Below are 23,114 nucleotides of genomic sequence, written 5' to 3' on the forward strand. Positions count from 1 at the left end.
CGGAGGAAAGGGATCTGACGTGACCGTGAGCACCGCCGAGGTGCGCACCCGCCACCGGCTGGAACGGCACCGGCTGGGCAACGGGCTGACCGTGCTCCTGCTGCCGGACCCCGAGGTCTCGGCCGTGGGCGTCACCGTGAGCTATGACGTCGGCTACCGCACCGAGGCGCGGTCCGGCTTCGCCCACCTCTTCGAGCATCTGATGTTCCAGGGCAGCGCCTCGCTGCCCAAGCTCGCCCACGCGCAGCACATCCAGGCCGCCGGCGGCGCCTTCAACGGCGCCACGCACCGGGACCACACCGCGTACTACCAGGTGGTACCGGCCGAGGCGCTGGAGCTCGTGCTCTTCCTGGAGGCGGACCGGATGCGGTCCCCGCGCATCACCCAGGAGAACATCGACAACCAGGTCGCGGTGGTCGCCGAGGAGATCCGGCGGAACATCCTCGGCCGCCCCTACGGCGGATTCCCGGCGTTCCAGCTGCCCGAGCTGCTCTTCACCCGGCACGCCAACACCCACAACGGCTACGGCGACTTCGCGTCCCTGGCGGATGTGGAGGTGGCGGAGTGCGAGGAGTTCTTCGACCGGCACTACGCACCGGGCAGCGCGGTCCTGGCCATCAGCGGCAACTTCGACCCGGCCCGTGCGCTGGACCTCGTCGACCGGTACTTCGGCCCGCTGCCCGGCAGGCCCGCCGCCGACCGGCCGCCGACCGCCGAACCGCCCCCGGCCGAGCCCGTCGCCGTCACCCGCCGCGACCCGCTGGCCCCGGTGCCCGCGCTGGCCGTCGCCTGGCGCTGCCCGCCGCCCGGCTCGCCCGAGTACCGGGCCGCGCTGCTCGCCGCCTCGGTCCTCGGGGACCCCGAGTCGGGTCGGCTGCGCCGGGTCCTGGTGCGGGAGCGGGCGCTGGCCACCCAGGCGGCCGTACTGCCCTCGCTCACCGGGCAGGCGTACGACGCCAGGGACCCCGAGGCGATCGTGGCGACCGCCGTCTGCGGCACCGGCGCCTCGCCCGACACCGTCGCCGCCGCCGTCCAGGAGGAGCTGTCCCGGATGGCCCGCGCCGCCGAGCAGGACGGCGGCCTGACCCGGCAGGAGGTGGAGTCGGCCGCGCGCCGGCTGCGCACCGCCTGGTACGTCGAGCTGGACACCGTGGCCGCGCGGGCCCGCCGGCTGGCCGCCTTCGAGGTGCTCTACGCCGACGCCGAACAGGCCCTGGAGGCACCCGCGCTGCCGACCGGTGACGGACTCGACCAGGTGCGCGCGGCAGCCGCCGCGCTCGCCGACTGCCCACCCGCCGTGCTGTCCCTGGAGCCCGACCAAGGAGCGGCATGACCACCCCGACCCTGCCCGCTCACCTGCTGCCCGACCTGCGGCAGGCCCCGCCGCCGCCACCGCTGGACCACGCCGCGCGTACCCTGCCGAGCGGACTGCGGATCGTCGCCGCGCGCCGCGCCTCGGTGCCGATGGTCGAGCTGCGCCTCGGCGTCCCGTTCGGCGGCGAGGAGCCCCGGCACTGCGCCGACGCGGAACTGCTGGTCTCCACCCTGCTCTGCGGCACGGCGCGGCGCGACCGGGACGCCTTCGAGCGCGACCTGGCCGGACTCGGCGGCACCCTGCGCGCCACCGTGCGGCCGGAGCGGCTGAAGATCACCGCGCGGGCGCCGGTCGAGGGGCTGCCGCTGCTGCTCGACCTGCTCGCGGACTGCCTGACCGGGGCCGCCTACGACCCCCGGGCCGTGGAGGCCGAACGCGCCCGGCTGGTCGACCGGGTCCGGATCGCCGAGCGGCTGCCACAGTACGCGGCGCGCGCCGCCCTGCTGCGGCACTGCTTCGGCGACCACCCGGCGGCCCGCGAGACGCCGTCGGCCGACCAGGTCGCCGCCGTACCCCGGGAGGCCCTGCCGGAGCTGCACCGCACCCGGCTGGTGCCCGGCGGCTCGGTCCTGGTGCTGGCCGGGGACCTGACGCCCGGTCACGCCCTGGACGCCGCCGCCACCGCGCTGGCCGACTGGTCCGGGGCGGCTCCGGCCCGCGCGATGCCCCGGCCGCCCGCCGTCCTCGGCGGCCCGGTCGCCACGGTCGACCGGCCGGGCGTACGGCAGGCCGACGTCTGGCTGGCCGGGCCCTCCCTGCCGCGCCGGGACCCGGAGTACCCGGCGCTGCACCTGGCCGAGCAGATCGTCGGCGGCTACTTCTCCTCCCGGCTGATGCGGACGCTGCGCGAGGAGGCCGGCTACGTCTACAGCGCGCGGTGCGCCGCCGAGGAGATCGGCGGGCAGGCGGTGAACCTGGTGCAGTTCGGCTGCGATCCGCGCCACGCGGCGGAGGCGCTGGACCGCACCCTGGCCCACCTCGACCGGATCGGCGGCGACCAGCCGCCCACCCCCGAGGAGGTGCGGTCCGCGGCGGGGTACAGCCGGGGCGTCCGGTCCATCACGCTCTCCAGCCAGACCGGCCTGGCCGACGCGCTGTTCGACGCCTGCGTGCACGACCTCGCCCCGGACTGGCTCACCGAGTTCCCCGCCCGCCTCGCCGCGACCGGCACCGCCCAGGTCCGGGCCGCCGCCGCGCGGCACCTCTCCGCCGCCGCCTTCACCGGCGTCCTGCTCCAGCCCTGACCCCGTACCCCCTGCCAACTCCCCTGCCTCCGGAGGACACTGTGCGCTTCGGCCTCTCCTTCCTGCCCGACAGCACCCCGGCGACCAAGGCGCCGACCGCGTACTACGACGAAGTCCTGGAGCTGGCCCGGTACGGGGACCAGGCCGGGTTCGACTACGTCAAGATGACCGAGCACTATCTGCACCCCTACGGCGGCTACTGCCCGAGCCCGCTGACCTTCCTGACCGCCGTGGCCGCGCAGACCCGGAACATCCGGCTGATCACCGGATGCGTCCTGCCGGTCTTCCACCACCCGGTCCAGCTCGCCTCGCTGATCGCCATGGTCGACGCGATCAGCAACGGGCGGCTGGAGATCGGCTTCGCGCGGGCCTACCTGCCGCATGAGTTCGTCTCCTTCGATGTGCCGATGGACGGCAGCCGGGCCCGCTTCGAGGCCACCGTGGCCGCCGTGCACCGCCTGCTGACGGAGGAGAAGGTCAGCGAGGAGACCCCCTTCTTCACCCTGCGGGACGCGACCGTGCTGCCCCGCCCGACCCAGCAGCCCCGGCCGCCGTTCTGGATCGCGGCCGTACAGACCCCGGCGAGCTTCCGGCGGATCGGCGAACTCGGCTACGGCCTGCTGATCACCCCGACCGGGCGGGACTTCGACACCTCGATGGTCGAGCTCTACCGCGAGTCGTTCGCCGCGCACCACCCGGGCGAGCGGGCCCGCGTGATGGCGAGCATGCCGCTGGTCGTCGCCGACACCGACCAGGAGGCCAGGGCCATCGCGGACCCGCACCTCAACCGGTACCTCCAGGTCTGGGGGTCGGCCCTGGAGAGCTGGGACGAGACCGTCTCCTCCGACTACGCCCAGTACACCGGACTGGCCGCGTCCATCCGCACCCTCACCGCCAAGGACCTGCGGGCCAACGGCAGCGCCATCGTCGGCTCGCCGGAGCATGTGGTCGAGCAGATCGGCCGCTTCCAGGAGCGCACCCACGCCGACGGGCTGCTCTGGCAGGCCGACTTCGGCGACTTCGGGGGCGCCGCCGCCATGCGCTCCACCGAGCTCTTCGCGGACAAGGTGCGCCCGCACTTCCCGGCGGTGGCCCAGTGACCTCCGCCACCGCACCGGTGATCGAACCGGCCGCCGACCCGGCCCTCCCCGTACTGCTCAACCCGAGCGCGGTCCACCAGGACGGCCGGATCCGCTACCAGGTGCGGGACGGCGAGCGGATCCGGGTGCTGGCGGTGACCGTGACCGCGACGGTGCGCGCCCTGGTGGCGCTCGCCGGACTCGGCCCGCTGCCCGCCGCCGCCCTCACCGCAGAGCTGGGCGGCCGGTTGGCCGGGCCGGACGCCGCCGCGCAGGCGGTCCGGGCCGGGCTGCGCAGCGGGCTGCTGGTCCCGGCCGGGCCCGGCGGGCCGCCCGCCCCGCCGAGCCGTCCAGGCACCGGGGCGGCGGCCCTGCGGCACACCCTGGCCCGGCCCCCGGCCGGCTATGAGCGGGCCTTCGGCGACCTGGCGGCGGTCGCCCGGCTGTGCGCGGTGTTCGACCGGGGACATGACACCCGGGCCCTGCTCACCGTCGCCTTCACCGACCGGTTCGGTGCGGGCGGCCGGGCCAACCTGGCGGACGAGGCCGCCGACCTGCTCGGCGTCGCGCAGCGCCGGGCCCGCATGCTCGGCTCCGCAGCGAGCGACGAGTTCGGACCGGCCGACGGCTCCCTGGGCCGGCTGCTGCGGCTGCGCGCCGAGGCCAGGCGCGCACTCGACCGGCGGCTGCGCGCGACCGCCGACGGTCCGGTCGCGCTGGAGCCCGGCCTGCTCGAAGAGCTGGCGGCGGGCCTTCCGCAGCGCTTCGCGGAGCCGCCGGTCGGCTACCGCGTGCTGGTCCGGCCGCAGGACGGCTGGGTCGAGGTCCTCGCCTATGAGGCCGCCGGGCGGACCTCGGACCCGGAGCCCGGGGAGGACGGGCAGCGGATACGGGTGCTGGCGCACCCGGAGCGGCCCATGGTGCGGTCCGCCACCGCCGACCGGGCCCCGATGGCGTCGGCCGACTGGTGCCGGGTGGCCCTGGTCCATGACCAGGAGTCCGACACGCTGACCCTGCACGACGGCGACGGCCGCCCCTTCCTGGTCCGCTGTACGCCGACCGGGCAGCCGGAGTCGCTGCCCGCGCCGCTCGGGGTCGCCGCCTGGCTGTCCGGCGCGGGACGGGTGCTGCTCGACCCCTATGCGGCGACCGTCGCCGGGCTGCGGGCCGCGAACCCCTCCGCGACCGGCTTCGACCTGCCGCGCCTGACCAGTGGACGGGTCGTCCTCGGGCGCGGCGGCCACCTTCCCGCCGACCCTGGCGCAGCGGCCGGAGCGCAGCCGGGAAGCCCCGCGTCGCCGGTCTGGCTGGTCGACTGCGACGGTGCCGCGCGGTGAGGGTGAAGCTGCGGCCAGGCAGCCACTTCGCCCCCACCGAGCAGGGGCTGTACTGCCGCTTCCACGGGTCGTCGTTTGTACTGCGCGGACCGTCCGAGGTGTTCCGGCTGTTCGACTCCCACCTGGGGGCGCTCACCGACGGCACCGACCTGGACGCGCTCATCGCGACGGAGCAGCCCTCGGCGGCGGCGGTGCTGCGCGGGATCGTCGGCCGGCTGCTGGAGCGCGGCCTGATGCTGGACCTGGACACGGCCGGGAGGCCGGTACCGGACGCGGCCACGGCCGCGCGCCACGAGGATCTGCTCAGCCATCTGGAGGAGCACTGCGCGCGGCCCTACGAGGTCTTCGCCGAGGTGCGCGCGGCCCGGGTCGCCGTCCGGGGCGGCGGCCCGGCCGCCGCCGCCCTGACCCGCGCGCTGGAGTCCTTCGGCATCGGGCTCGCCGAGGGGGCGGACCCGGCCCGGCTCACCGTGCTGATCGACGACGTGGAGGCACCGGCCGACCTGCTGGCGGTCGCCGCTTCGCTGTCCGGGCCCGGGGCGCTGCTGCCGCTGGTCGCCGACGAGGAGCGGATCGTGGTCGGGCCGGTGCTGGACGGCGCGGGGGGCCTGCCCGGGTTCGCGTCGGCCGTCGAGCGGGTGGCGCTGTGGAATCGGACCGACCCGGCGGCGCCCCCGCCCCGGCCCGTGGGGGCCGTGCTCGCCGGGTCGCTGGCCGCCCGACGCGTACTCGACCGGCTGACCGGCATCGCGGAGACCGACGACCTGCTGGTGGTGCACGGCCACACGGCGTCGGTCACCACCGTCCCGTTCACCCCGCCGCCACCGGGGCCGCACCGGCGACCGCTGACCGGACGTGACCTGGAGCCCGCCGCCACCCTCACCCCCGCCGACACCGACACCGACACCGACAGCGACGGAGAAGCCGCCGCAGCGCTCCTCACCGCACCGTGGCGCGGCACAGCGCGCTGGCTTGAGAACGCGGCCGGGACCGGCCGACCGATCGCCACGGCCGCACTCCGACCGGTCGCGGCGGCACCGCATGGCCCGCTGCTCGGCTGGGGAGGCAGCCAGGCCGCCGCCCGGCGCGACGCCGTACTGGCCCTGCTGCGCGCCCAGGCGGCCATGGCGGACGACGGTCCCGCGACGCCCGGCCCCCCGCCCGGGGCGCCCTGGACGGCGGCGGCCGGGTCCAGCATGGCGCACCTCGTACTCGACGGCGTCCTGCGACTGCTCGCCACCGAGGCGCCGGCCGCCGCCCCCGAGCGTCAGGTGCGCTGGCAGGACCTCGGCTCCTCCCCCGTCCGGGCGCTGTGGAGCGCACTCGATGACTACCACGGCAGCCCGGTGGAGCTGACCGAGCGCCGCCTCCCCGGTCTGGACTGGTCGCTGGTCTGCTGCCAGGACCGGCGGACCGGTGACCTGGTCAGCGCGGAATGGGGGCCGACCACGCCGACGGCCGCGCACGCCGCCCTGGGTACGGCGTTCGTCACCGCGCTGCACCACGGCGAGAAGGCCCCGCCCCCGACCGCCGGGGCCTGGTGCGTGGAGCTGCTTCCGGTACGCGCCCTGCACCGCCTGCTCGGGCAGGTGCGGGAGGGCACGGCGGTGGGCGGGCGCAGGATCGGCGGACGGCTGGTCACGGTGGACCCGGTCTTCGGCCGCCACCCCCTGCCGAGCGGACGGATATGGCTGACATGACGCCGGAGAGGGCGGAGAGAACGACGATGGCTGCCGCGAGCGACGACGAGATCCTGCGGTTCGCGCTGCGCCAGGGGCCGCTGCGCGGACTGCTCCAGGACCCGGTGCGGATCGACGAGCGGGTCCGTACCACGGCCACCCTGCCGCCGCAGGGCGCCCGCGGGCCGCTCGGCCGCCCCCTCCCGCTCGGCACCCGGGACCTGCTGGCCGAGGCCGGGTACCCGGGCGGCCGGGTCCCCGCCGCGAACGCCGGGCCGGGGCTGCTCGGGCATGTGCTCACCGCCGCGTTCGGCCTCCAGCGCCGCGAGCCGTCCAACCCGGCCAACGACCACCGGGTCATCGCCTCCGTCCGCAGCAAGTTCCCGGTCCATGTGCAGGTGGTCGGACCGGACGGTGCGCCCGGCTACCTCGATCCCTACCGGCATGCCCTGGTGGACCTCGATGCCGACCCGGCCCCGGTGGCGGCGCTGCGACCGCCGGGCGGCGGCGTCCGCGTGGTGCTGGGGGCCCGGTACACCGATCTGCCCACCCCGTACGGCATCCTGCGCCGGGCGCTGGCCGACCTGGAGATCGGCATCAATGTGCGCAGCCTGGTGGTCGCGGCGCAGCTCTTCGGCGTCCCGGCGACCGTTCAGTACGGCGGTCCCCAGGTGGGCGCCGCCGGGGAGCTGCTGGCCTCGTCCGGGCCGGGAAGCTGGTCGGCGCCGGTTGTCGTCACCCTGCACGGCCTCGATCCGCTGCCGCCGTCCCGGCCGCTCGGCGGGCCCGTCCAGGACCGCTACGACCGGGGCTTCGACGCCCTGCTGGACACCGGGTCCGCGCACCCGTCCCTCACCGGGTCGGCCCTGGTGGCCGAGGTCCGCTACACGGTCGACGCAGCGCCCTGCTCCCCCGCCGAGGCGATCCCGCCGCTGCCCGATCGGGCCGGGACGGACTGGAGCCGGGTGGTGTGGAACCGTACGGCGGGCCGGGTGCCGAGCCCGCTGACCGGGTTCGCGGTGCGACCGGCGGCCACCGACCGGGGCCGCCTGGCGGAACTGCTGGCCTGGGCGCGGGTCCCGGCTCCGGAGGGGCGGCTGCGGGACATCGGCTCCGCCGTCCGGCTCCATGTCGTCGTCCAGCACACGGCCGGCCTCGCCTCCGGCCACTATGCGGTGGACGAGGGAGCGCTGCGGCTGGAGCAGGCCGACGCGGGGCTGGCGGGCAGGCTGGAGGCCGGCTTCGGCTATCCGCTGACGCCGGAGAACGACTGCGGCGTCCGGCATGCGCTCTCGCTCTGGTACTTCACCGTCGACCTGGAGCGGCTGATCGCGGACTTCGGGCCGGAGGCGTGGAGCCTGCTCCAGGTGTGGTGCGGCTGGGTCACCCACGGCCTGACCGTCGCGGCTGCGGCGCAGGGGCTGTTCGCCCGCCCGGCGCGTTCGTTCGACGAGCACCTGGTCTCCAGCCTGCTGCGGCTGCCGCGCGAGCAGACCCCGGTCTTCATGACCGTCTGCGGGCGTGCCCGCTACGCCGAGCCGATGCTCGATCTGCGGACCTGATGCCCTCCGGTCCGGGCCCCCGCCGCCCCCTGGCCGGGTGCGGCGGGGGCCCGGACCGATCGTCAGCCCGCCACCGTCTGCTGCTCGGTGCAGGAGATGCCCAGCCGGACCGACTGCACGCCGGCCTGGAAGCGGCTGACCGCGCCCAGCTGGTGGAGGATGTCCGCGACATGGCGTCTACAGGTCCGCAGCGAGATGCCCAGTCGACGGGCCACCACCTCGTCCTTGGCACCGTCCGCGAGCAGCCCGATGATGCGCCGCTTCAGCTCGGCGTCCGCACCCCTCCCGAACGGCTCGGGCTCGGCGCCGGCCTCGGGCGCCGGACGCTCGTCCTCGACCCGCCCCCAGGCGGTCTCGAAGAGCCAGACCAACTGCTCGACCACGGCGGCCTGCCGGACCACGACCACCGCCCCCGCCTGACCTGCGGCCCCGGCTCCTCCGGCTCCCCCGGCTCCCCCTGTGGCCGGGAGCAGCGCCACCGAGTCATCCACGATCAGCAGTTCGCGCGACCCCGCGGGGGCGGCCCTGACCTCGCCCCGGTCGCACGACGGCAGCGGCGAACCGGCGCCGAGCAGGGCCCGCAGGGCCACGCCGGGGGCGGTCAGCACCCGGTCCCGTACGGCCGGGAAGCCCAGGATCAGGGTCCCTTCCCCGGGTCGGATCCAGCGCAGCTGCCGGGCACCGCCGACCAGCAGGTCGACCACCAGGGCGGCTGCCTGACCGGCCGTCACCACCGCCGTACCGCCCGGCTCCGCAGCTCTGCGGTCGTCCACCTGGGTGCAGAGGGACCGCATCCTGGCCTGTGCCTGGACCAGGTCCGACTGACACCTGCCCACCTGCTCGGCGAGTTCCGCCAGCAGGTCGGTCATCTCATGGGGCGACCCGCCGCCGGACGGTCGGGTGACCATGCTCGTGCCCGATCGACCGGCGGAAGGGTGCATCTCGGACAATGACCTGTCTCCTCTGCGGGACGGCTCCCCTTCGGCTCGGGAGGGGAGCTGGCGGTCTCCTCACTGCTGACCACGCGGCGGGCGCCTGCGGTTCGGTTCGTCCCCTGTCCGGGAGACCGGCGGTCGGCCGACCCTTGGCCCTCAATCCACCTTTGCGGCGTTAAAGAGTGTGTTGCCTCCGACTGCGGGAGAAATCGGCAGTATTACCGAATCTGTCGAACACGGCCCGAGGCCGGGCCGGAGACCCGGCTCCGGTGCGGTGCCGGGGCGCCGGCGGCCCGTCATGCCTTGGGTTGGAGGAGCCGCTGCGCCAGCGCCGTGCGGTTGGGGACACCCAACTTGCGGTAGATGCGGCCCAGATGGCTGTCCACGGTCCGCACGCTCAGTTGGAGCCGGGCGGCGATGCCGCTGCTGGTGAGGCCAGCGCTCGCGAGTTCGGCGACCTGGCGCTCGCGTTCGGTCAGCGCGGCCAGGCCGGTCAGGCCCGAGAGCCCGGTGAGGTCGGTGAGCCCGGTGAGACGGGTCAGCGGTTCGGCGCCGCCGGAGGTCCGGGGCTGGTCCGGGGAGAGCAGCCGGCGCAGCTCGGCCGCCTCCGCGCCCAGCCGTGGCGACCGGCAGGCACGGGCCAGCTCCTCCGCCGCGCAGAGCTGCCGTACGGCCTCCGCGCCGCGCCGGGCGGCGATGAGGCGGCGGGCCGAGAGCAGCAGCGTCCGGCACTGCTCCAGCCGCATGGACTGCCGGCCGAAGCCGTCGGCCGCCTCGCTCAGCGCCCGGGCACGCTCGCCGTACGGAGCCGCGACGCGGAACTCCGCCCGCCGGGCGTAGGCCCGTACGCCGGGCAGCGGCAGCCACCGGGCGCCCGCTGCGGCGCGTCTGCTGTGGCGAACGGCCGCCGCGACGTCCCCGCGTGCCGCCGCGCCGGTGGCGAGCAGTTCCCAGAGCCTGGTCCGGGCGCCGGGGCGGACTCCGTGCAGTGCCTCGCCTCCGGCTGCCTCAAGCAGCAGGCGGTCGCCGCGCTCCCATGCGCCGCAGCAGAGCAGCAGTTCCGCCTGGCGGGCGCGTACCGCGACCGCCCATCTCCAGGGCAGGTGCCGGGTGAGCAGCACGGCGCGCTCGGCGACCGCCAGGGCGTCTTCGGCGGAGTCCGACGCGGCGCTCCACAGCAGGGCGTGCGCCCGTAAGACCTCGGCCGACGCCCGGACATCGGGGCGGTCGGCGCGTGTCGCCAGGAACTCGGCCTCTTCGGCGGCGGAGAGCGCGAGGGAGAGCCGCCCCGTCCGGAGGCAGGTCTCGGCGAGGGCCGCGAGGACGTCCGGCAGCGCATACGCCTGGCCGGTGCGGCGGCACAGGTCCGCCGCCCGCAGCAGGTGGCGCTCGGCGTCGCCGAACCGCTCCAGGGCCAGCTCGGCCACGCCCAGCCGATGGAGGCTGAGCAGGTCGTCGAGGAGGGCGCCGTCGGACATCACATCGGCCAGCCGCGCGGCCTCGTCCGTGGCGGTCTGCGCCTCGGCGAGCCCCCCGAGCTGCAATGCGGCGTGCGCGGCCAGGGCCTGGGCACCGGCCTGCACGGGACCCGGACAGTGCTCGCGGGCCAGTACCAGGGCAGCGTCGGCGTGCCGACGCGCCGCCAGGTCGTCGCCGCTCTGGTCCGCGACCTCCGCCAGCTGGGCGTGCACCATCCCCGCGATGGGGTGGCCCTGGGCGGGCACGGCGGCCAGGGTGCGCTCGCCGATCGCGGACGCCTCGGGATAGTGGCCCAGCATCCGCTCGGCCTGCATGCAGTAGGCGGCCCCGGAGGACTCGGCACCCGGCAGCGGCTGCGCCAGCGAGGGCAGCGCGGCATGCAGCACGGCCCGGGCGTCGGCCGGCCGACCGGCGAGCAGCCACGCCTGGCCGAGCAGGATCTGCGCCTCGGTGCGCCTCGGGTCGTAGACCGGGGTCAGCCGGACCGCGATCTCCGCCCAGGTCGCCGCGAGTTCCGGGGCCGTACGGAGGCAGGCTTCGGCCCCCCGCCGGAGTATCCCGATGTCCTCGGGGTGGTCGAAGCCGGCCACCTGTGCGACATGACCGGCCACCGCCGTGGGCGGCGCTCCACGCCCGGCCAGCTCGGCCGCCGCGCGGCGGTGCAGCAGCCGCCGCTCCCCCAGTGGTGTGTCGTCGTACACGACCTTGCGCAGCCGCCTGTCGCGGAATGCCAGCAGCGCCGGGGAACCGGCGACCCGGACCAGGTACTCCCGGCCCAGGATGTCCAGCGCCGCCAGGACCCGGTCCTGCGGCAGACCGGCGACGGGCACCAGCGCGTCGGGGGTGAACTCGTCGCCGAGCACGGCGGCGGCGCGCACCACCCGGACCACCGGCGCTGCCTTCTCCAATCCGTCCGCCTCGGTGGGCAATTGGCCTAGCAGGCCGCTGGTGTCGATATCCGGTTCTCCGGCGACCAATCCGCCCCGGTCTCTCCACGGCCCCCAGGTCGACCCGCCCGGGGCTCTGACCTCCGGCGTTCTCTCCGGAGCCACTCTGGGGTGACCGCATCGTGATATGCCGTCATGGTGCTGCTGCTCTTCAGAAGAGATCACGTGTTCCGTCCCCCTGGGATCGCGACGTTGATCTGCTTTCGACAGGCCGCGGAAACGCGCACCAAGAACGCCCGACTTGGGCCCGCGGCACGGGGATGAGCCTATGCGTGCGAACGGTTTCCGCGCGAGAGATCGGCCTCCGCTTCCGGCCGCAGACCGGTCGGACGGCCTTCAGTCGGCGAGCAGCGCCCTCTCGAAGACCTCCCGCCGCTCGCGTAGAGAGGCCGTGTCGTCCGGGTACAGCAGGTGGTGGCCCTCTCCGGCACCGCGTCAGCTGCCCGAAGCCGCATCCTCACCGGCGACGAGCAGACGATAGCCGTAGTCGACACTGTCCCGGCGGAGCAGGTCGGCGTGACGGCTCTCCCAGGCACCGGAGTCCAGATCCGCGCGCAGCCGCGCCATCGCGGCCGCCACGACGTCGGTCGGCAGGGTCGCGAAGGTGGAGCTGGCCTGCCGCACCACGGGGTCGAGGAAGTACTCGGGCCGACGCCAGTAGGCGGTCTGGAGGCCGTCGGTGAAGTCATGCGGAATCGGGAAGGGGAGCACCGTATGCGCGCCCAGCGCCTCGGCCACCTCCGACAGCGGGGTGAAGCGCCCTTGATCCAGGTCCCGGATCTCCGGCAGGTACTCCTCGACCAGCCACAGCTCCGGACGGTGGTCCGGGTCCCAGGTGAACACGACCTGCCGCCCGGCGACCCGGCGCAGCTCGCTCAGCCCTCGGTGCAGATCGGCCCAGTGGTGCACGGTCAGCACCGCCATGGCCGCGTCGAAGGCCCCGTCCGGGAACGGCAGGTCCTCCGCGCCTGCCCGGACCTTGGCCGTACCCGGGTGCTGGTCGAGCATGACCTGGGACGGGTCGACCGCTGTGACCTCGGCGTCCGACGGCTCATAGGAGCCGGCCCCCGCACCGACGTTGACCACCGTGCGGGCGCCGCCCAGCGCCCGGTGGATCAGCTCGCCCAGCCGGGGGTCGGGGCGCCGGACCTGCCGGTAGCCGATCCCGATGCGGTCATAGGTCGCCGGTGTGCCACCGGCAGCAGAGGAAGCCATGCCTCCCATGCCATCAGCTTTCCCGCCGGGACTCCAGCCTGGCCGGGTCCTGATCCGAACGGAAGGTCGCGCTCCCCGCCGGGCGGGGAGCGCGACCTCCGTGCAGCCGACTGCGCTCATGGCCGGGTGGGCCATGGGCTCGCCGTCAGGCCGCGACGGGCCCGGACGGCAGGCGGCCGGTTAGTCGTGGCAGCGTTGCCGGCGCCTCCTCACAGCAGCGAGGACCGAGATGCCCAGGGCGAGCGAGAGAGCCGCAATCGCGAGGACGGCGTGCTCGTTGCCCAGTCCGCTGCTCGCCAGCCCGGTGGAAAGCGGCACCGGGGGCAGCAGGCCGGGTGCTGCGGCGGCGTACGGGGCGTCATGACCCGACTCGTCGCCTCCTGCACCGCCCCGACCGTGGCCGATGCCCTCGTCACAGTGGTCGCCGGTGTAGATGCCGTTGTCACCGACGTAGCCGGCGTCGTCACCGTAGTCGTCGCCGTAGCTCTGTTCCACGGACTCGTCGAGGCGCTCGCCGCCGTAGCCACCGTGGTCCTCGCTGTAGCCACCGTGGTCCTCGCTGTAGCCACCGTGGTCGCCGCCACCGTGTCCGCCGCCGTAACCACCGTGGTCGCCACCGTAGCCACCACCGTGACCACCATGACCGCCGTGGCCGCCGTGGCCGCCGTGGCCGCCGTGACCACCATGGCCGCCGTGACCACCGTAACCACCGTGGCCGCCGTAGCCGCCGTGGCCGCCGTAGCCACCATGGCCGCCGTAGCCACCATGGCCGCCGTAGCCACCATGGCCGCCGTAGCCACCGCCGGAAGGTCCAGGCGGTCCAGGCGGTCCGGGAGGACCGGGAGGACCGGCCGGGCCAGGTGCCCCAGGTGCACCGGGTGCTCCCGGCGCTCCCGTCGGACCAGCAGCTCCAGGTGCACCGGGTGCTCCGGGTGCTCCGGGTGCTCCAGGCGCTCCCGTCGGACCAGCGGGACCAGCCGGACCGGTAGGCCCAGCCTCACCAGGCGCCCCAGGCGCTCCAGGCGCACCGGGTGCTCCAGGCGCCCCGGTCGGACCAGCCGGACCAGCCGGACCGGTAGGCCCAGCCTCACCAGGCGCCCCAGGCGCTCCAGGCGCACCGGGTGCTCCAGGCGCCCCGGTCGGACCAGCCGGACCAGCCGGACCAGTAGGCCCAGCCTCACCAGGCGCCCCAGGCGCCCCAGGCGCACCGGGTGCTCCAGGCGCCCCGGTCGGACCAGCCGGACCAGTAGGCCCAGCCTCACCAGGCGCCCCAGGCGCCCCAGGCGCTCCAGGTGCCCCCGGTACCCCGGGTGCTCCAGGTGCCCCGGGTGCCCCCGGCGCTCCAGGTGCTCCGGGCGCTCCAGGCGCTCCAGGCGCCCCGGTCGGACCGGGTGAGCCGGTCGGACCGGGTGGTCCGCTCGGCCCCGGAGGTCCGCTCGGCCCGGGAGGCCCGGGGGGTCCGGGAGGACCGACGGTGCAGGCTGCCCTGGTGATCGTGTTGGTGTCCAGGGTGACCGCGCCGTTGCGCGCCAGCGCCCGGCCTTCGATGACCGCGCCGGTCTCCACCGAGATGGAGGTCAGCGCCAGGATGTTGCCCATGAAGAAGGAATTGGTCCCGATGGTGGCGGAGCTGCCCACCTGCCAGAACACATTGCACGCCTGAGCCCCGTTGATGAGGCTGACGTTGCTGGCGGAGCCGGTGATGAGGGTCGAGGCGATCTGGAAGATGAAGACGGCGTCAGGATCGCCCTGGGCGTCAAGTGTCAGGGTCCCCGTCAGGCCGAGGGGGCCGGTGGACTGGTAGACCCCTGGAATCAGGGTCAGCCCGGTGAGATCGCCCGCGACGCTGGCCGTGGGCGCCCGTCCGGCCGCGTCGTTGTACGCGGTCGTCAGGTCGGACTGTGCCTGAAGGGCGGGGGCGTCGGCGATGTGCTGCACCCCATTGACGATTCCCGGGGGAAAGCCCGTCACCGAGCTGCCCGGGCTCAGTCCTAGATCTCCATTGATGATGCTGGGGCCTGTATTGGTGACCGTTGAACCGGCCAGAACGGCGTAGCTGGTGACGGTCCCGAGCCCGACAGGGGCATCCGCAGCATGTGCGTTCCCTGGGAACAATGAGGCCGCCGCCAGCACCAGCACCCCAAGCGGCAGGCCGATGGCTGCTCTGAGCCGGGCGACCCGCCGCCGACGCCCTCTACGGGGGTCAAGCGGGATGGCATCCACTGCCATTGAAGGTGGACCTTTCCCTGTGGTGGTCGTGGCGCCTGCCGCTCCGGTGGACAGGGAGTCCTCCATGGTCAGGCTGGGGGCAGCCATTGCAGGAACTATCGCCGGGCCACTGGAGCAGGAGATCGCAGAACATGTGTGCGTGCGGTGATGGTCAGTCATGCAACGGATCCAGCACGCAGGACGAATAAGAACATAATCCGCAAAAGCTATCTTCTTGGGCGGGGCAGACGGGTGACCGCCCAAGACCACGCGACACTGCCCTAAGGTGACGCTTCGGCAGCGGACAACCGAGGAGGAGCAATGGAGCCTGACGGCACCGGACTGCAGGTGTGGGTGACGGGATCGACGGACGGGATCGGACGGGAGACCGCGGCGACCCTTGTCGCAGCCGGGCACCGAGTCGTCCTGCACGCGCGCGACCAGGCACGGGCCGAGCAGGCGCGAGCTGCGGTACCGGGGGCCGCCGGGGTGCTCGTGGGCGACCTGGCCTCGCTGGCCGACACCCGGGAACTGGCTGCGGCCGCCACCGAGGCCGGCCTGTTCGATGTGGTGATCCACAACGCCGGCATCGGCGGCGGAGCGCCCCGACGCAGCGTTACCGGCGACGGACTGGAACTCATCTTTCAGGTCAATGTGCTCGCGCCGTACCTGCTCACCGCGCTGATGCCGGCGCCCCGCCGCCTGGTCTACCTGACCTCCGGGCTGGAGGCCCAGGGCACGGCGGCGCTGGACGACCTCCAGTGGGTGCGCAGGCCGTGGGACGGCATGCAGGCGTACTCGGACTCCAAGCTGTACGACGTGGCCCTGGCCTTCGCGGTCGCGCGACGCTGGCAGGGGACCCTGTCCAACGCCGTCGACCCGGGCTGGATCAGGACCAAGCTCGGCGGGCCCAACGCCACCGACGACCTGCCGGAGGGCGCGGAGACCCAGATCTGGCTGGCCACCAGCGATGAGGAGGCCGCCACCGTGACGGGGCGCTACTTCAAGCGGCGGTGCGAGCTGAAGGCCAACCCCGCCGCCACCGACCCGGCGGTCCAGGACGGACTGCTCGCCGCCTGCGCCGAGCTGACGGGCGTTGAGCTGCCTGCCTGAGACCCGGGCCGCAGCACGGCCGTGACCGCTGCGCTACCGTCCGGATCCATGGACGACAGCGTGTACGTGGGCAACGCGGGCCGGGACGCGGCACTGGACCGAGGCTGGCTGCTCGGGCACTTCAAGGACGCCCCCGACCCCCGGCACAGCGAGGCCGTCGAGATCAAGTGGGGCGTCCACCCGCAGGGCGACAGGCGCGCGCAGTGGGTGACCGGAGAGGAGCGCACCGCGCTGCTGGTCCTCATCAGTGGGCGCTTCCGCGTGGAACTGCCCGGGCGCGATGTCGTCCTGACCCGGCAGGGTGACTATGTGGTGTGGGGCCAGGGCGTCGACCACTCCTGGTACGCGGAGGAGGAGTCGGTGGTACTGACCGTCCGCTGGCCGTCAGTCCCCGGCTACCGGGTCGCGGACGAGGCGGGCGAGGACGACATCGCCATGGCGGCCGGTCCTGCTTGACGTCGACCTCTGCCCGGGGCCGTCGCCACCATGGCGGCGGCCCCGACGGTCGTCCTCCGTCGGCGCTACCGGAAGCGGGCGACGAAGCGGCGTTGCCAGGGTGTCTCCACGGCCCGTGGCGCGTAGTGCTCCCGGACATAGGCGACGGCTTCGCGGTTGGGCACTCCGTCCAGTACGGCGAGGCAGGCCAGCGCGGTACCGGTCCGCCCGTACCCGCCGCCGCAGGCGACCTCGACGCGCCCGTCCCCGGCACGCGCCCATGCCTCGCGCAGCGCCTCCCCGGCGGCCGTGCGGTCGGACGGCAGCCAGAAGTCCGGCCAGCGCACCCAGCGGGCCTCCCAGTCGACGGGCGGCGGCTCGTGGCCCAGCAGGTACAGCGCGAAGTCGGGCTCCGGTCCGGCCGGCAGGGGGTGGCGCAGTCCCCGGCCGCGCACCAGTCGGCCCGAGGGCAGTCGCAGCACGCCCACCGTCGTGGGATCCCAGGTAGCGGTCACGGAGCGAGCGTAGCCCGCCTGTCCTGCCGAGGCGCTGACCGTAGACCCGGGCAGGCCGCGGGCCCTACGCCGTCCCGGTCAGCCGGGCCACCTGGTCCGTGCGGGCGAGGTGCCGCCGGAAGGCGTCGAGGTCGGCCGGGCCGGGGACGACAAGGGTGTCCACCCGGTCCACCCGATTGGCGGGCAGGTCCGCCGCTATCCGCAGGCCGGTGCCAGCGGGGCGGCGACGTCCATCAGCCGTACCCCGTCGAAGGCGAAGACGACCACCTGGTGGGCCCGGCGTCCTGCCTGTCGATGGTGCACGCGGCCAGGGTATCGGCCTCGGTCGCACGGAACGGCGGTGTCCGGACCTGTGGGGTTCCTGTCCTGGAGGACATGGCAGCACGGTGGGCGCGCGGGCAGGCTGAAGGGGTCACCGGGGCCTACCAGGCCCTTCCCCCGAGGAGAAGAGTCGTGCCCATGACAGCCCAGGAGTCGTTCGCCGCCGGAGTGGCCGTGCCGGACACCCGGCTCGCCACGGAGGCCACCGAGCTCGTACGGGAGACCACCGACGACCTGATCTACCACCACTCGCGCCGGGTCTACTGGTTCGGCGCCCTCCAGGGCCGCAACCGAGGGCTGAGCTTCGACCCGGAGCTGCTCTACCTCGGCGCGATCTTCCACGACCTGGGTCTGGGCGCGAAGTTCCACGGCAGTGGCCGCCGCTTCGAGGTGGACAGCGCCGACGAGGCCCGCCGCTTCCTCCAGAGCCGGGGGGTGCCCGAGGACAGCATCCGGCGGGTGTGGACGGCCATCGCCCTGCACACCACCCCGGGCATCCCGCAGTTCATGGAGCCGGAGGTGGCGCTGGTCACCGCCGGAGTCGAGTACGACGTCCTGGGCATCGGCTACCACGACATCAGCGCGAGCGACCGTGCCGAGATCACCGCGCTGCACCCACGGCCCGACTTCAAGCGGTGCATCCTGCGGGCGTTCACCGAGGGCATCGCCCCCAAACCGGAGACCACCTTCGGAAATGTGAAGGCGGACGTCCTGGAGCACTTCGTCCCGGGCTTCACCCGAGGGGACTTCGTCGAGACCATCCAGAACTCGCCCTGGCCGGAGTGACCACGACCTGCGAGGCCCGGCCGGGTGATGACGGGGGAACACCACCCGACCGGGTCACGCGCCGAGCGTACCCCCTCGCACGCTGGCAAAGAAGGGGCAATGGAAGACCAAAATCTTCCCCTTCAGCGGGGGTCTCCACCCGGGGTCCGGGGGCGCACGCCACCCTTTCGGGGTGTACGACAGAGGGGTGATTCCGAGGACGCGTCTCGATCGGCTGCGGAGACCGGCCCATGCGTGGCTGACCCTTCCGCTGGCCCTGATCGTGCTGATCACCTTGGGAGACCTGCTCACCCCCCGGCCGATCCATCTCGGCGCGCTGCTGGTGGCCGCGCCCGCCTTCACCGCCGCCTTCGCGGGGCCCTGGCTCACCGGCGCGATCAGCCTGCTGGCGGTCTGCGCCCAGGTGAGCATCGGCCTGCACAGCGGCCAACTGGGGTCGGAGGACGTCCAGGCGCAGATCGTCGCCCTGGTGGCGGTGTCGGCGGTGGTCGTGGTCTTCGCCCTGCTGCGCAGCCGGCACCAGAAGGTCCTGACCCAGGTGCGCTCGGTGTCCGAGGCCGCGCAGCGGGTGGTGCTGCGCCCGCTGCCGCCGCGTCTGGGCCCGCTGCGGGTCGCCACGCTGTACCTGGCGGCGGAGGCCGAGGCGCAGATCGGCGGCGATCTGTACGCGGCGGCGCGCACCGGCTCCGGTACCCGGCTGCTGATCGGCGACGTCCGGGGCAACGGCCTGACCGCGATCAACGACGCCGCCTCGCTGCTGGGCGCCTTCCGCAGCGGCGCCCGCAACCCGGTGCCGCTGCCCGACCTCGTGGCGTACCTGGACAGCCGGGTGTACCAGGACCTCAATGAGCCGACCGACGCGGACGCGTACACCGAGGGCTTCATCACCGCCACGCTGCTCGACATACCCGACCACGGCCGGGAACTCCGGCTGATCAGCTGCGGCCATCCGCCGCCGCTGCTGCTGCACCACGGCCGGGTCACCCCGTTGCAGGCCGCCCGCAGCGCGCCGCCGCTGGGGCTGGCCGGGCTCGCTCCGCCGGACGGCTACGCGGCGCACACCTTCCCCTTCGAGGAGGGCGATGTGCTGCTGCTCTACACCGACGGGATCACCGAGACCCGTGACCGGTCGGGGCGGTTCTACCCGCTGGCCGAGGCCGCCGCGCGCTGGACCGGCGGCGAGCCGCAGGAACTGCTCGACCACATCCGTGACGATCTGCTGGCCTTCGCCAAGGGGCGCCTGGAGGACGACGCGGCGGCGGTCGCCCTCTGCCGGGTGCCGGCGCCGGTCGGATAGCCGCCCGGGACAGCCAGGAGGGCCAAGACGGCCAGTACAGCCGGGACAGCCGGGACAGCCAGGACGGCCGGGACGCCGCATGCCGCGACCGGGCGGGATCACGCGGCGACCGCATGATCGACATGACGGCCGTCCGGGGCTGCGGCACGATCGATCAGGCCTTCTACTCCTACACGGCCCCCGAGCCCGACGGGCTGGCCGACCGCCCGCTGGAGCCGACCGCCGCCCGGTGGCTGCCGCAGCGCGGCTCCCACCTCGCCGTACTGCCGTATGACGCGGTCCGCCGCTCGCCGACCCCGCACGAGGACATCCAGACCTTCTTCGCCGCCGCCTACCGGGCCGGTGCCGACCTCGCCGGATGGCCTGCCGAACGGGAGTGCGACCACGGCATCACCGATCCGCTCCTCGCCTGACCGGCCCCGACGGCGCCCCCAGGGCGCGCGCCGGGGCCGGGTCGCCGGGCGGGGTCCTGCTACAGGTCGAACTCGTCCGGGGAGATGCCGACGGCAAAGCATGCCTCGCGGACCACGGCCTGCTCGGACTTGTCGAAGTCGCCGTCGGCGCCGCCGATGACGATGCCGATCTGGATCACGGCGCGGGCCTCGACGGGCTTCTTCTGCACCCTGCCGATGTCCTGAAGGAGCGTCACCTTGCCGAGGCCGAAGTCGGCGGTCAGCTTGGCCAGGTAGTCCTCGAAGCGGCGGTGCAGGTCGGCTGCGGGGAAGTTCTGGAGTACGGGGTTGGTGGCGATCAGTGAGGCCACGCGCTGCCGCTCGGAGGGGTCGACCGAGCCGTCGGCAGCCGCGACCAGGGCGCAGATGGCCATGCTGGCATCGCGGAAGGCCCCGCTCTTGAGCTCGTTCTTCTTGGATTCGAGCTGGGTCTGCATCGTCTGCGCGGACTCCCGCAGGCGGTTCCAGAGTGACATGAAGGTTCTGCTCCTGAATCTGCTCGGGCCGACCCGGCCAGGGTGGGTGCCGCTGGGCGGCTTGAGGGGTCAACGTGCACAGGCCGACCGGGAGTTCCGCCGGGGCGGTCCGGATCGATCCGCCCTGCTCGCCCGGCGGCAGGCGTGTCGTGCCGGGTGTGTACGGAAATGCAGTCGGCAGCCTGCTACCTTTTACTTTCGCTTTACCATACGGGGTGCAGGACCGAAGACGGGAGATGAGGCCGCGATGCAGCCGAGCGGTGAGAGCAACGGGCAGGGCGCTGGGGTGTCCCTGTCGAAGGTGACGCTGACCAAGAGCGCGCCGCAGGTGTCCCTGGAGAAGTCCGCCGCGCGCGGGGTGCTGCGGGTGAACCTCAACTGGACGGCCCGGCCGCCGCAGCAGCAGGCCCCGGCGTCGGGCGGCTGGCTGAAGAAGCTTCAGTCGGCGCTGGCGCCGCAGCCCGGCATCGACCTGGACCTGGGCTGCCTGTGGGAGTTCAGCGACGGCTCCAAGGGCGTGGTGCAGGCCCTCGGCAACGCCTTCACCGCGCGGACCGCGGACGGGCGGGTGGTGATCTCGCTGGACGGCGACGACCGGTCGGGCGCCTCCGTGGGCGGCGAGAACCTGTCGATCGACCTGGCCCACCTGGACGCCGTCCGCCGGATCCTGGTCTTCGCACTGATCTACGAGGGCGTACCCAACTGGGAGCAGGCGCGCGCGGTGACCACGGTGTCGCCCGCCGACGGCCCGGCGATCGAGGTGCTGCTGGACGAGGCCGATCCGGCCGCGCGGGTCTGCGGGGTGGCGCTGCTGGAGAACACCGGCGGCCAGCTGTCGGTGCGGCGCGAGGTGCGCTACGTGCGGGGCGGCCAGGACCTGCTGGACCAGGCGTACGGGTGGGGTCTGGAGTGGGCGCCCGGCCGGAAGTAGGCCGCCCGCGCCCCCACAGCGCACGACACGCACCACACGCACCACGCGCGCCATGGCACCGCCCGACCGGGCGGTGCCATGGCGCGTCTGCCGTTCACCCGCCGCCGCGCGTGGACGGCCCGGCTGCCAGGGGTCAGACGTTGACGCCGTAGTCGCCGGCGATGCCGGCCAGCCCGGAGGCGTATCCCTGGCCGATCGCCCGGAACTTCCACTCGGCGCCGTTCCGGTACAGCTCCCCGAAGACCATGGCGGTCTCGGTGGAGGCGTCCTCGGTCAGGTCGTAGCGGGCCAGTTCCCGCCCGTCGGCCTGGTTGACGATGCGGATGAAGGCGTTGCGGACCTGGCCGAAGCTCTGGCCGCGCGTATTGGCGTCGTAGATGGAGACCGGGAAGACGACCCGGTCGACCTGGGGCGACATCCGGCCCAGGTCGACCCTGATCTGCTCGTCGTCGCCGTCTCCGCCGCCGGTGAGGTTGTCGCCGCTGTGCTCGACCGTGCGGTCGGGGCTGGCGAGGTTGTTGAAGAAGACGAAGTGCTGGTCGGTCAGTACCTTGCCGTCGGCGCCGCAGAGCAGCGCGGACGCGTCCAGGTCGTAGTCGGCCCCGGTGGTGGTCCGCACGTCCCATCCGAGGCCGACGGTGACGGCGGTCAGCCCGGGAGCCTCCTTGCTCAGCGAGACATTGCCGCCCTTGGCCAGCGTCACACCCATGAACGTCCTCCTAGTGCCTTTGCGGTTGCGTTTGGTAGTTCCTTGGATTGCGCAATGTCTAAAGTATGGGGGCGCCACCGGTACAGCGACGACTCAGGAGGGCAACGGCGATGTGGGAGACGGCAGTCCTGGTAGGCGGCCCTGCGGACGGGGTCCAGGTGCGTGTCGCCGACCGCCCGCTGGTCCTTCAGGTCACGCTGCCCTGCCCGGTCGAGGGCACAGCGGGCGAGTTGACCGTGGAGGCGCTGCACGTCTACCGCCGCAAGGGCGGCCAGCCGCCGCTGCGGTACGGGTTCGACCCGGCCAGCCCCTGACACCGGCACGCTCTGCGACATCGCGCAATCATGCCTCCTGAGGTACCCGCGGGCAATGCGCGGCGCCGGCGCCGCGCCCGGCGACGTCTGCCCGGTAGTGAGGCGTACTGGTGCGTGCAGCTGCCGGGTCGTACGTGGGCGGTTCGCCGACGCAGCAGCTGTGCCTGCCAGGGCGGCGAGCGGGGCAAAGGCTGCCGGGTGCGGCACCAGGCCCGGGGCGTACCCTGAAGGGCCGCCACCAGCCGGAAGCGAGGCGTGTACATGTGACCAGGTCCGCCGCCGGGCCGGGCGGCCCCGCCGCCGAGTCGGGCCCGGAGCCACCCGCACCCGAGGTGCTCCGGAACGCCGCAGCGGCGTTCGGCCTGCTGGCGTCGACCATGCGGCTGCACCTCGTCTGGATCCTGGCGCAGGGCGAGTGCGACGTCAGCGGGCTCGCCGAGCAGGTCGGCGGCGCCCTGCCGGCCGTCAGCCAGCATCTGACCAAGCTGAGGCTCGCCGGACTGGTACACGCGCGGCGGGAGGGCCGCCGGCAGGTCTACCTGGTGAGCGACCCCGATGTGGTGACGGTGGTGCAGCTGATGATCAGGCAGCTGGCGGACCGCTCCAACCGTCCGCCCACCGCCCACCGCCAGGGGGCCTGACAGCGCCTCGGCACCCCCGCGAGCGCCCCGGTCCGGTACAGGACGTGGCGCAATCGGTGCCCAC

General features: G+C 74.1%; 22 protein-coding genes and 1 pseudogene. 15 read left to right on the forward strand and 8 right to left on the reverse strand.

The window, feature by feature from the left end:
• The first annotated feature begins 19 nt into the window (after positions 1-19).
• The 6 genes from C7M71_RS02660 to C7M71_RS02685 are packed head-to-tail and all read left to right on the forward strand — an operon-like array spanning position 20 to position 8,276.
• Positions 20-1,333, forward strand: coding sequence for a M16 family metallopeptidase (locus C7M71_RS02660; protein WP_114914139.1), 1,314 nt, complete (start codon positions 20-22; stop codon positions 1,331-1,333).
• Positions 1,330-2,619, forward strand: coding sequence for a M16 family metallopeptidase (locus C7M71_RS02665; RefSeq protein ID WP_114914140.1), 1,290 nt, complete (start codon positions 1,330-1,332; stop codon positions 2,617-2,619). Before C7M71_RS02660 ends, C7M71_RS02665 begins: the two co-directional genes overlap by 4 nt.
• 41 nt (positions 2,620-2,660) lie before the next feature.
• Positions 2,661-3,719, forward strand: a complete 1,059-nt coding sequence (locus tag C7M71_RS02670) for an LLM class flavin-dependent oxidoreductase (RefSeq protein ID WP_162824114.1) — start codon at positions 2,661-2,663, stop codon at positions 3,717-3,719.
• A complete protein-coding gene (locus C7M71_RS02675) occupies positions 3,716-5,035 on the forward strand; it encodes a hypothetical protein (RefSeq protein WP_114914141.1) in 1,320 nt (439 codons plus the stop codon). The genes C7M71_RS02670 and C7M71_RS02675 overlap by 4 nt, the downstream gene beginning before the upstream one ends.
• On the forward strand, positions 5,032-6,735 hold the full coding sequence (locus C7M71_RS02680; protein WP_162824115.1) for a hypothetical protein: 1,704 nt from the start codon (positions 5,032-5,034) through the stop codon (positions 6,733-6,735). The genes C7M71_RS02675 and C7M71_RS02680 overlap by 4 nt, the downstream gene beginning before the upstream one ends.
• Positions 6,736-6,761: 26 nt before the next feature.
• Entirely contained in the window at positions 6,762-8,276 is a 1,515-nt protein-coding gene (locus C7M71_RS02685) for a hypothetical protein (RefSeq protein WP_111489687.1), read from the forward strand.
• Between the two features lie 62 nt (positions 8,277-8,338).
• On the opposite strand, the gene C7M71_RS02690 is transcribed toward C7M71_RS02685, so the two are convergent.
• From C7M71_RS02690 to C7M71_RS30935, 4 genes are all read right to left on the reverse strand, one after another.
• Positions 8,339-9,184, reverse strand: coding sequence for a helix-turn-helix domain-containing protein (locus C7M71_RS02690; RefSeq protein ID WP_111489688.1), 846 nt, complete (start codon positions 9,182-9,184; stop codon positions 8,339-8,341).
• A 323-nt stretch (positions 9,185-9,507) separates the two neighbouring features.
• Positions 9,508-11,619, reverse strand: a complete 2,112-nt coding sequence (locus C7M71_RS02695) for a helix-turn-helix transcriptional regulator (RefSeq protein WP_162824116.1) — start codon at positions 11,617-11,619, stop codon at positions 9,508-9,510.
• Positions 11,620-12,072: 453 nt separating this feature from the next.
• Positions 12,073-12,852, reverse strand: coding sequence for a class I SAM-dependent methyltransferase (locus C7M71_RS02700; RefSeq protein WP_111489690.1), 780 nt, complete (start codon positions 12,850-12,852; stop codon positions 12,073-12,075).
• 180 nt (positions 12,853-13,032) lie between these two features.
• Complete coding sequence (locus C7M71_RS30935; RefSeq protein WP_175607605.1) at positions 13,033-13,347, reverse strand: hypothetical protein; 315 nt, start codon at positions 13,345-13,347, stop codon at positions 13,033-13,035.
• Positions 13,348-13,712: 365 nt separating this feature from the next.
• Between C7M71_RS30935 and C7M71_RS32470 the strand changes: the two genes are divergently transcribed.
• The gene (locus C7M71_RS32470; RefSeq protein WP_265737710.1) at positions 13,713-13,841 is read left to right on the forward strand and encodes a hypothetical protein; all 129 of its coding nucleotides are present in this window, start codon (positions 13,713-13,715) and stop codon (positions 13,839-13,841) included.
• Positions 13,842-14,400: 559 nt separating this feature from the next.
• On the opposite strand, the pseudogene C7M71_RS31355 reads toward C7M71_RS32470, so the two are convergent.
• Positions 14,401-15,240: pseudogene (locus C7M71_RS31355) on the reverse strand (ice-binding family protein); the annotation flags it as partial.
• Positions 15,241-15,381: 141 nt separating this feature from the next.
• Between C7M71_RS31355 and C7M71_RS02710 the strand changes: the two are divergent.
• Together C7M71_RS02710 and C7M71_RS02715 are read left to right on the forward strand one after the other, a co-directional pair.
• Positions 15,382-16,173 (forward strand): SDR family NAD(P)-dependent oxidoreductase, encoded by a 792-nt coding sequence (locus C7M71_RS02710; protein ID WP_111489691.1) that lies wholly within the window; start codon positions 15,382-15,384, stop codon positions 16,171-16,173.
• Between the two features lie 48 nt (positions 16,174-16,221).
• A complete protein-coding gene (locus tag C7M71_RS02715) occupies positions 16,222-16,629 on the forward strand; it encodes a cupin domain-containing protein (RefSeq protein WP_111489692.1) in 408 nt (135 codons plus the stop codon).
• A gap of 65 nt (positions 16,630-16,694) precedes the next feature.
• Here C7M71_RS02715 and C7M71_RS02720 read toward each other — a convergent pair whose 3' ends face one another.
• Positions 16,695-17,123 carry a protein-tyrosine phosphatase family protein gene (locus tag C7M71_RS02720; RefSeq protein WP_111489693.1) on the reverse strand — a complete coding sequence of 143 codons (429 nt, stop codon included), beginning with the start codon at positions 17,121-17,123 and terminating at the stop codon, positions 16,695-16,697.
• Positions 17,124-17,582: 459 nt separating this feature from the next.
• On the opposite strand from C7M71_RS02720, the gene C7M71_RS02725 reads away from it, so the two are divergent.
• The 3 genes from C7M71_RS02725 to C7M71_RS02735 all read left to right on the forward strand — a co-directional run bounded on the left by C7M71_RS02725 (position 17,583) and on the right by C7M71_RS02735 (position 19,940).
• Positions 17,583-18,230: an HD domain-containing protein gene (locus C7M71_RS02725; protein ID WP_111489694.1), complete on the forward strand. Its 648-nt coding sequence runs from the start codon at positions 17,583-17,585 to the stop codon at positions 18,228-18,230.
• 262 nt (positions 18,231-18,492) lie between these two features.
• Positions 18,493-19,527: a PP2C family protein-serine/threonine phosphatase gene (locus tag C7M71_RS02730; protein ID WP_229758491.1), complete on the forward strand. Its 1,035-nt coding sequence runs from the start codon at positions 18,493-18,495 to the stop codon at positions 19,525-19,527.
• Between the two features lie 113 nt (positions 19,528-19,640).
• Positions 19,641-19,940, forward strand: coding sequence for a DUF5996 family protein (locus tag C7M71_RS02735; protein WP_111489695.1), 300 nt, complete (start codon positions 19,641-19,643; stop codon positions 19,938-19,940).
• Between the two features lie 59 nt (positions 19,941-19,999).
• Here C7M71_RS02735 and C7M71_RS02740 read toward each other — a convergent pair whose 3' ends face one another.
• Positions 20,000-20,455: a tellurite resistance TerB family protein gene (locus tag C7M71_RS02740; RefSeq protein ID WP_111489696.1), complete on the reverse strand. Its 456-nt coding sequence runs from the start codon at positions 20,453-20,455 to the stop codon at positions 20,000-20,002.
• Between the two features lie 286 nt (positions 20,456-20,741).
• On the opposite strand from C7M71_RS02740, the gene C7M71_RS02745 reads away from it, so the two are divergent.
• Positions 20,742-21,386, forward strand: coding sequence for a TerD family protein (locus C7M71_RS02745; RefSeq protein ID WP_162824117.1), 645 nt, complete (start codon positions 20,742-20,744; stop codon positions 21,384-21,386).
• Between the two features lie 133 nt (positions 21,387-21,519).
• Here C7M71_RS02745 and C7M71_RS02750 read toward each other — a convergent pair whose 3' ends face one another.
• Positions 21,520-22,095 carry a TerD family protein gene (locus tag C7M71_RS02750; protein WP_111489698.1) on the reverse strand — a complete coding sequence of 192 codons (576 nt, stop codon included), beginning with the start codon at positions 22,093-22,095 and terminating at the stop codon, positions 21,520-21,522.
• A gap of 110 nt (positions 22,096-22,205) precedes the next feature.
• On the opposite strand from C7M71_RS02750, the gene C7M71_RS02755 reads away from it, so the two are divergent.
• Together C7M71_RS02755 and C7M71_RS02760 are read left to right on the forward strand one after the other, a co-directional pair.
• Positions 22,206-22,409 carry a hypothetical protein gene (locus C7M71_RS02755; RefSeq protein WP_322975141.1) on the forward strand — a complete coding sequence of 68 codons (204 nt, stop codon included), beginning with the start codon at positions 22,206-22,208 and terminating at the stop codon, positions 22,407-22,409.
• A 263-nt stretch (positions 22,410-22,672) separates the two neighbouring features.
• On the forward strand, positions 22,673-23,050 hold the full coding sequence (locus C7M71_RS02760; protein ID WP_407675849.1) for an ArsR/SmtB family transcription factor: 378 nt from the start codon (positions 22,673-22,675) through the stop codon (positions 23,048-23,050).
• Positions 23,051-23,114: the final 64 nt, after the last annotated feature.

The sequence above is a fragment of the Peterkaempfera bronchialis genome, from assembly GCF_003258605.2.
In the GTDB taxonomy this organism is placed as follows: Bacteria; Actinomycetota; Actinomycetes; order Streptomycetales; family Streptomycetaceae; genus Peterkaempfera; species Peterkaempfera bronchialis.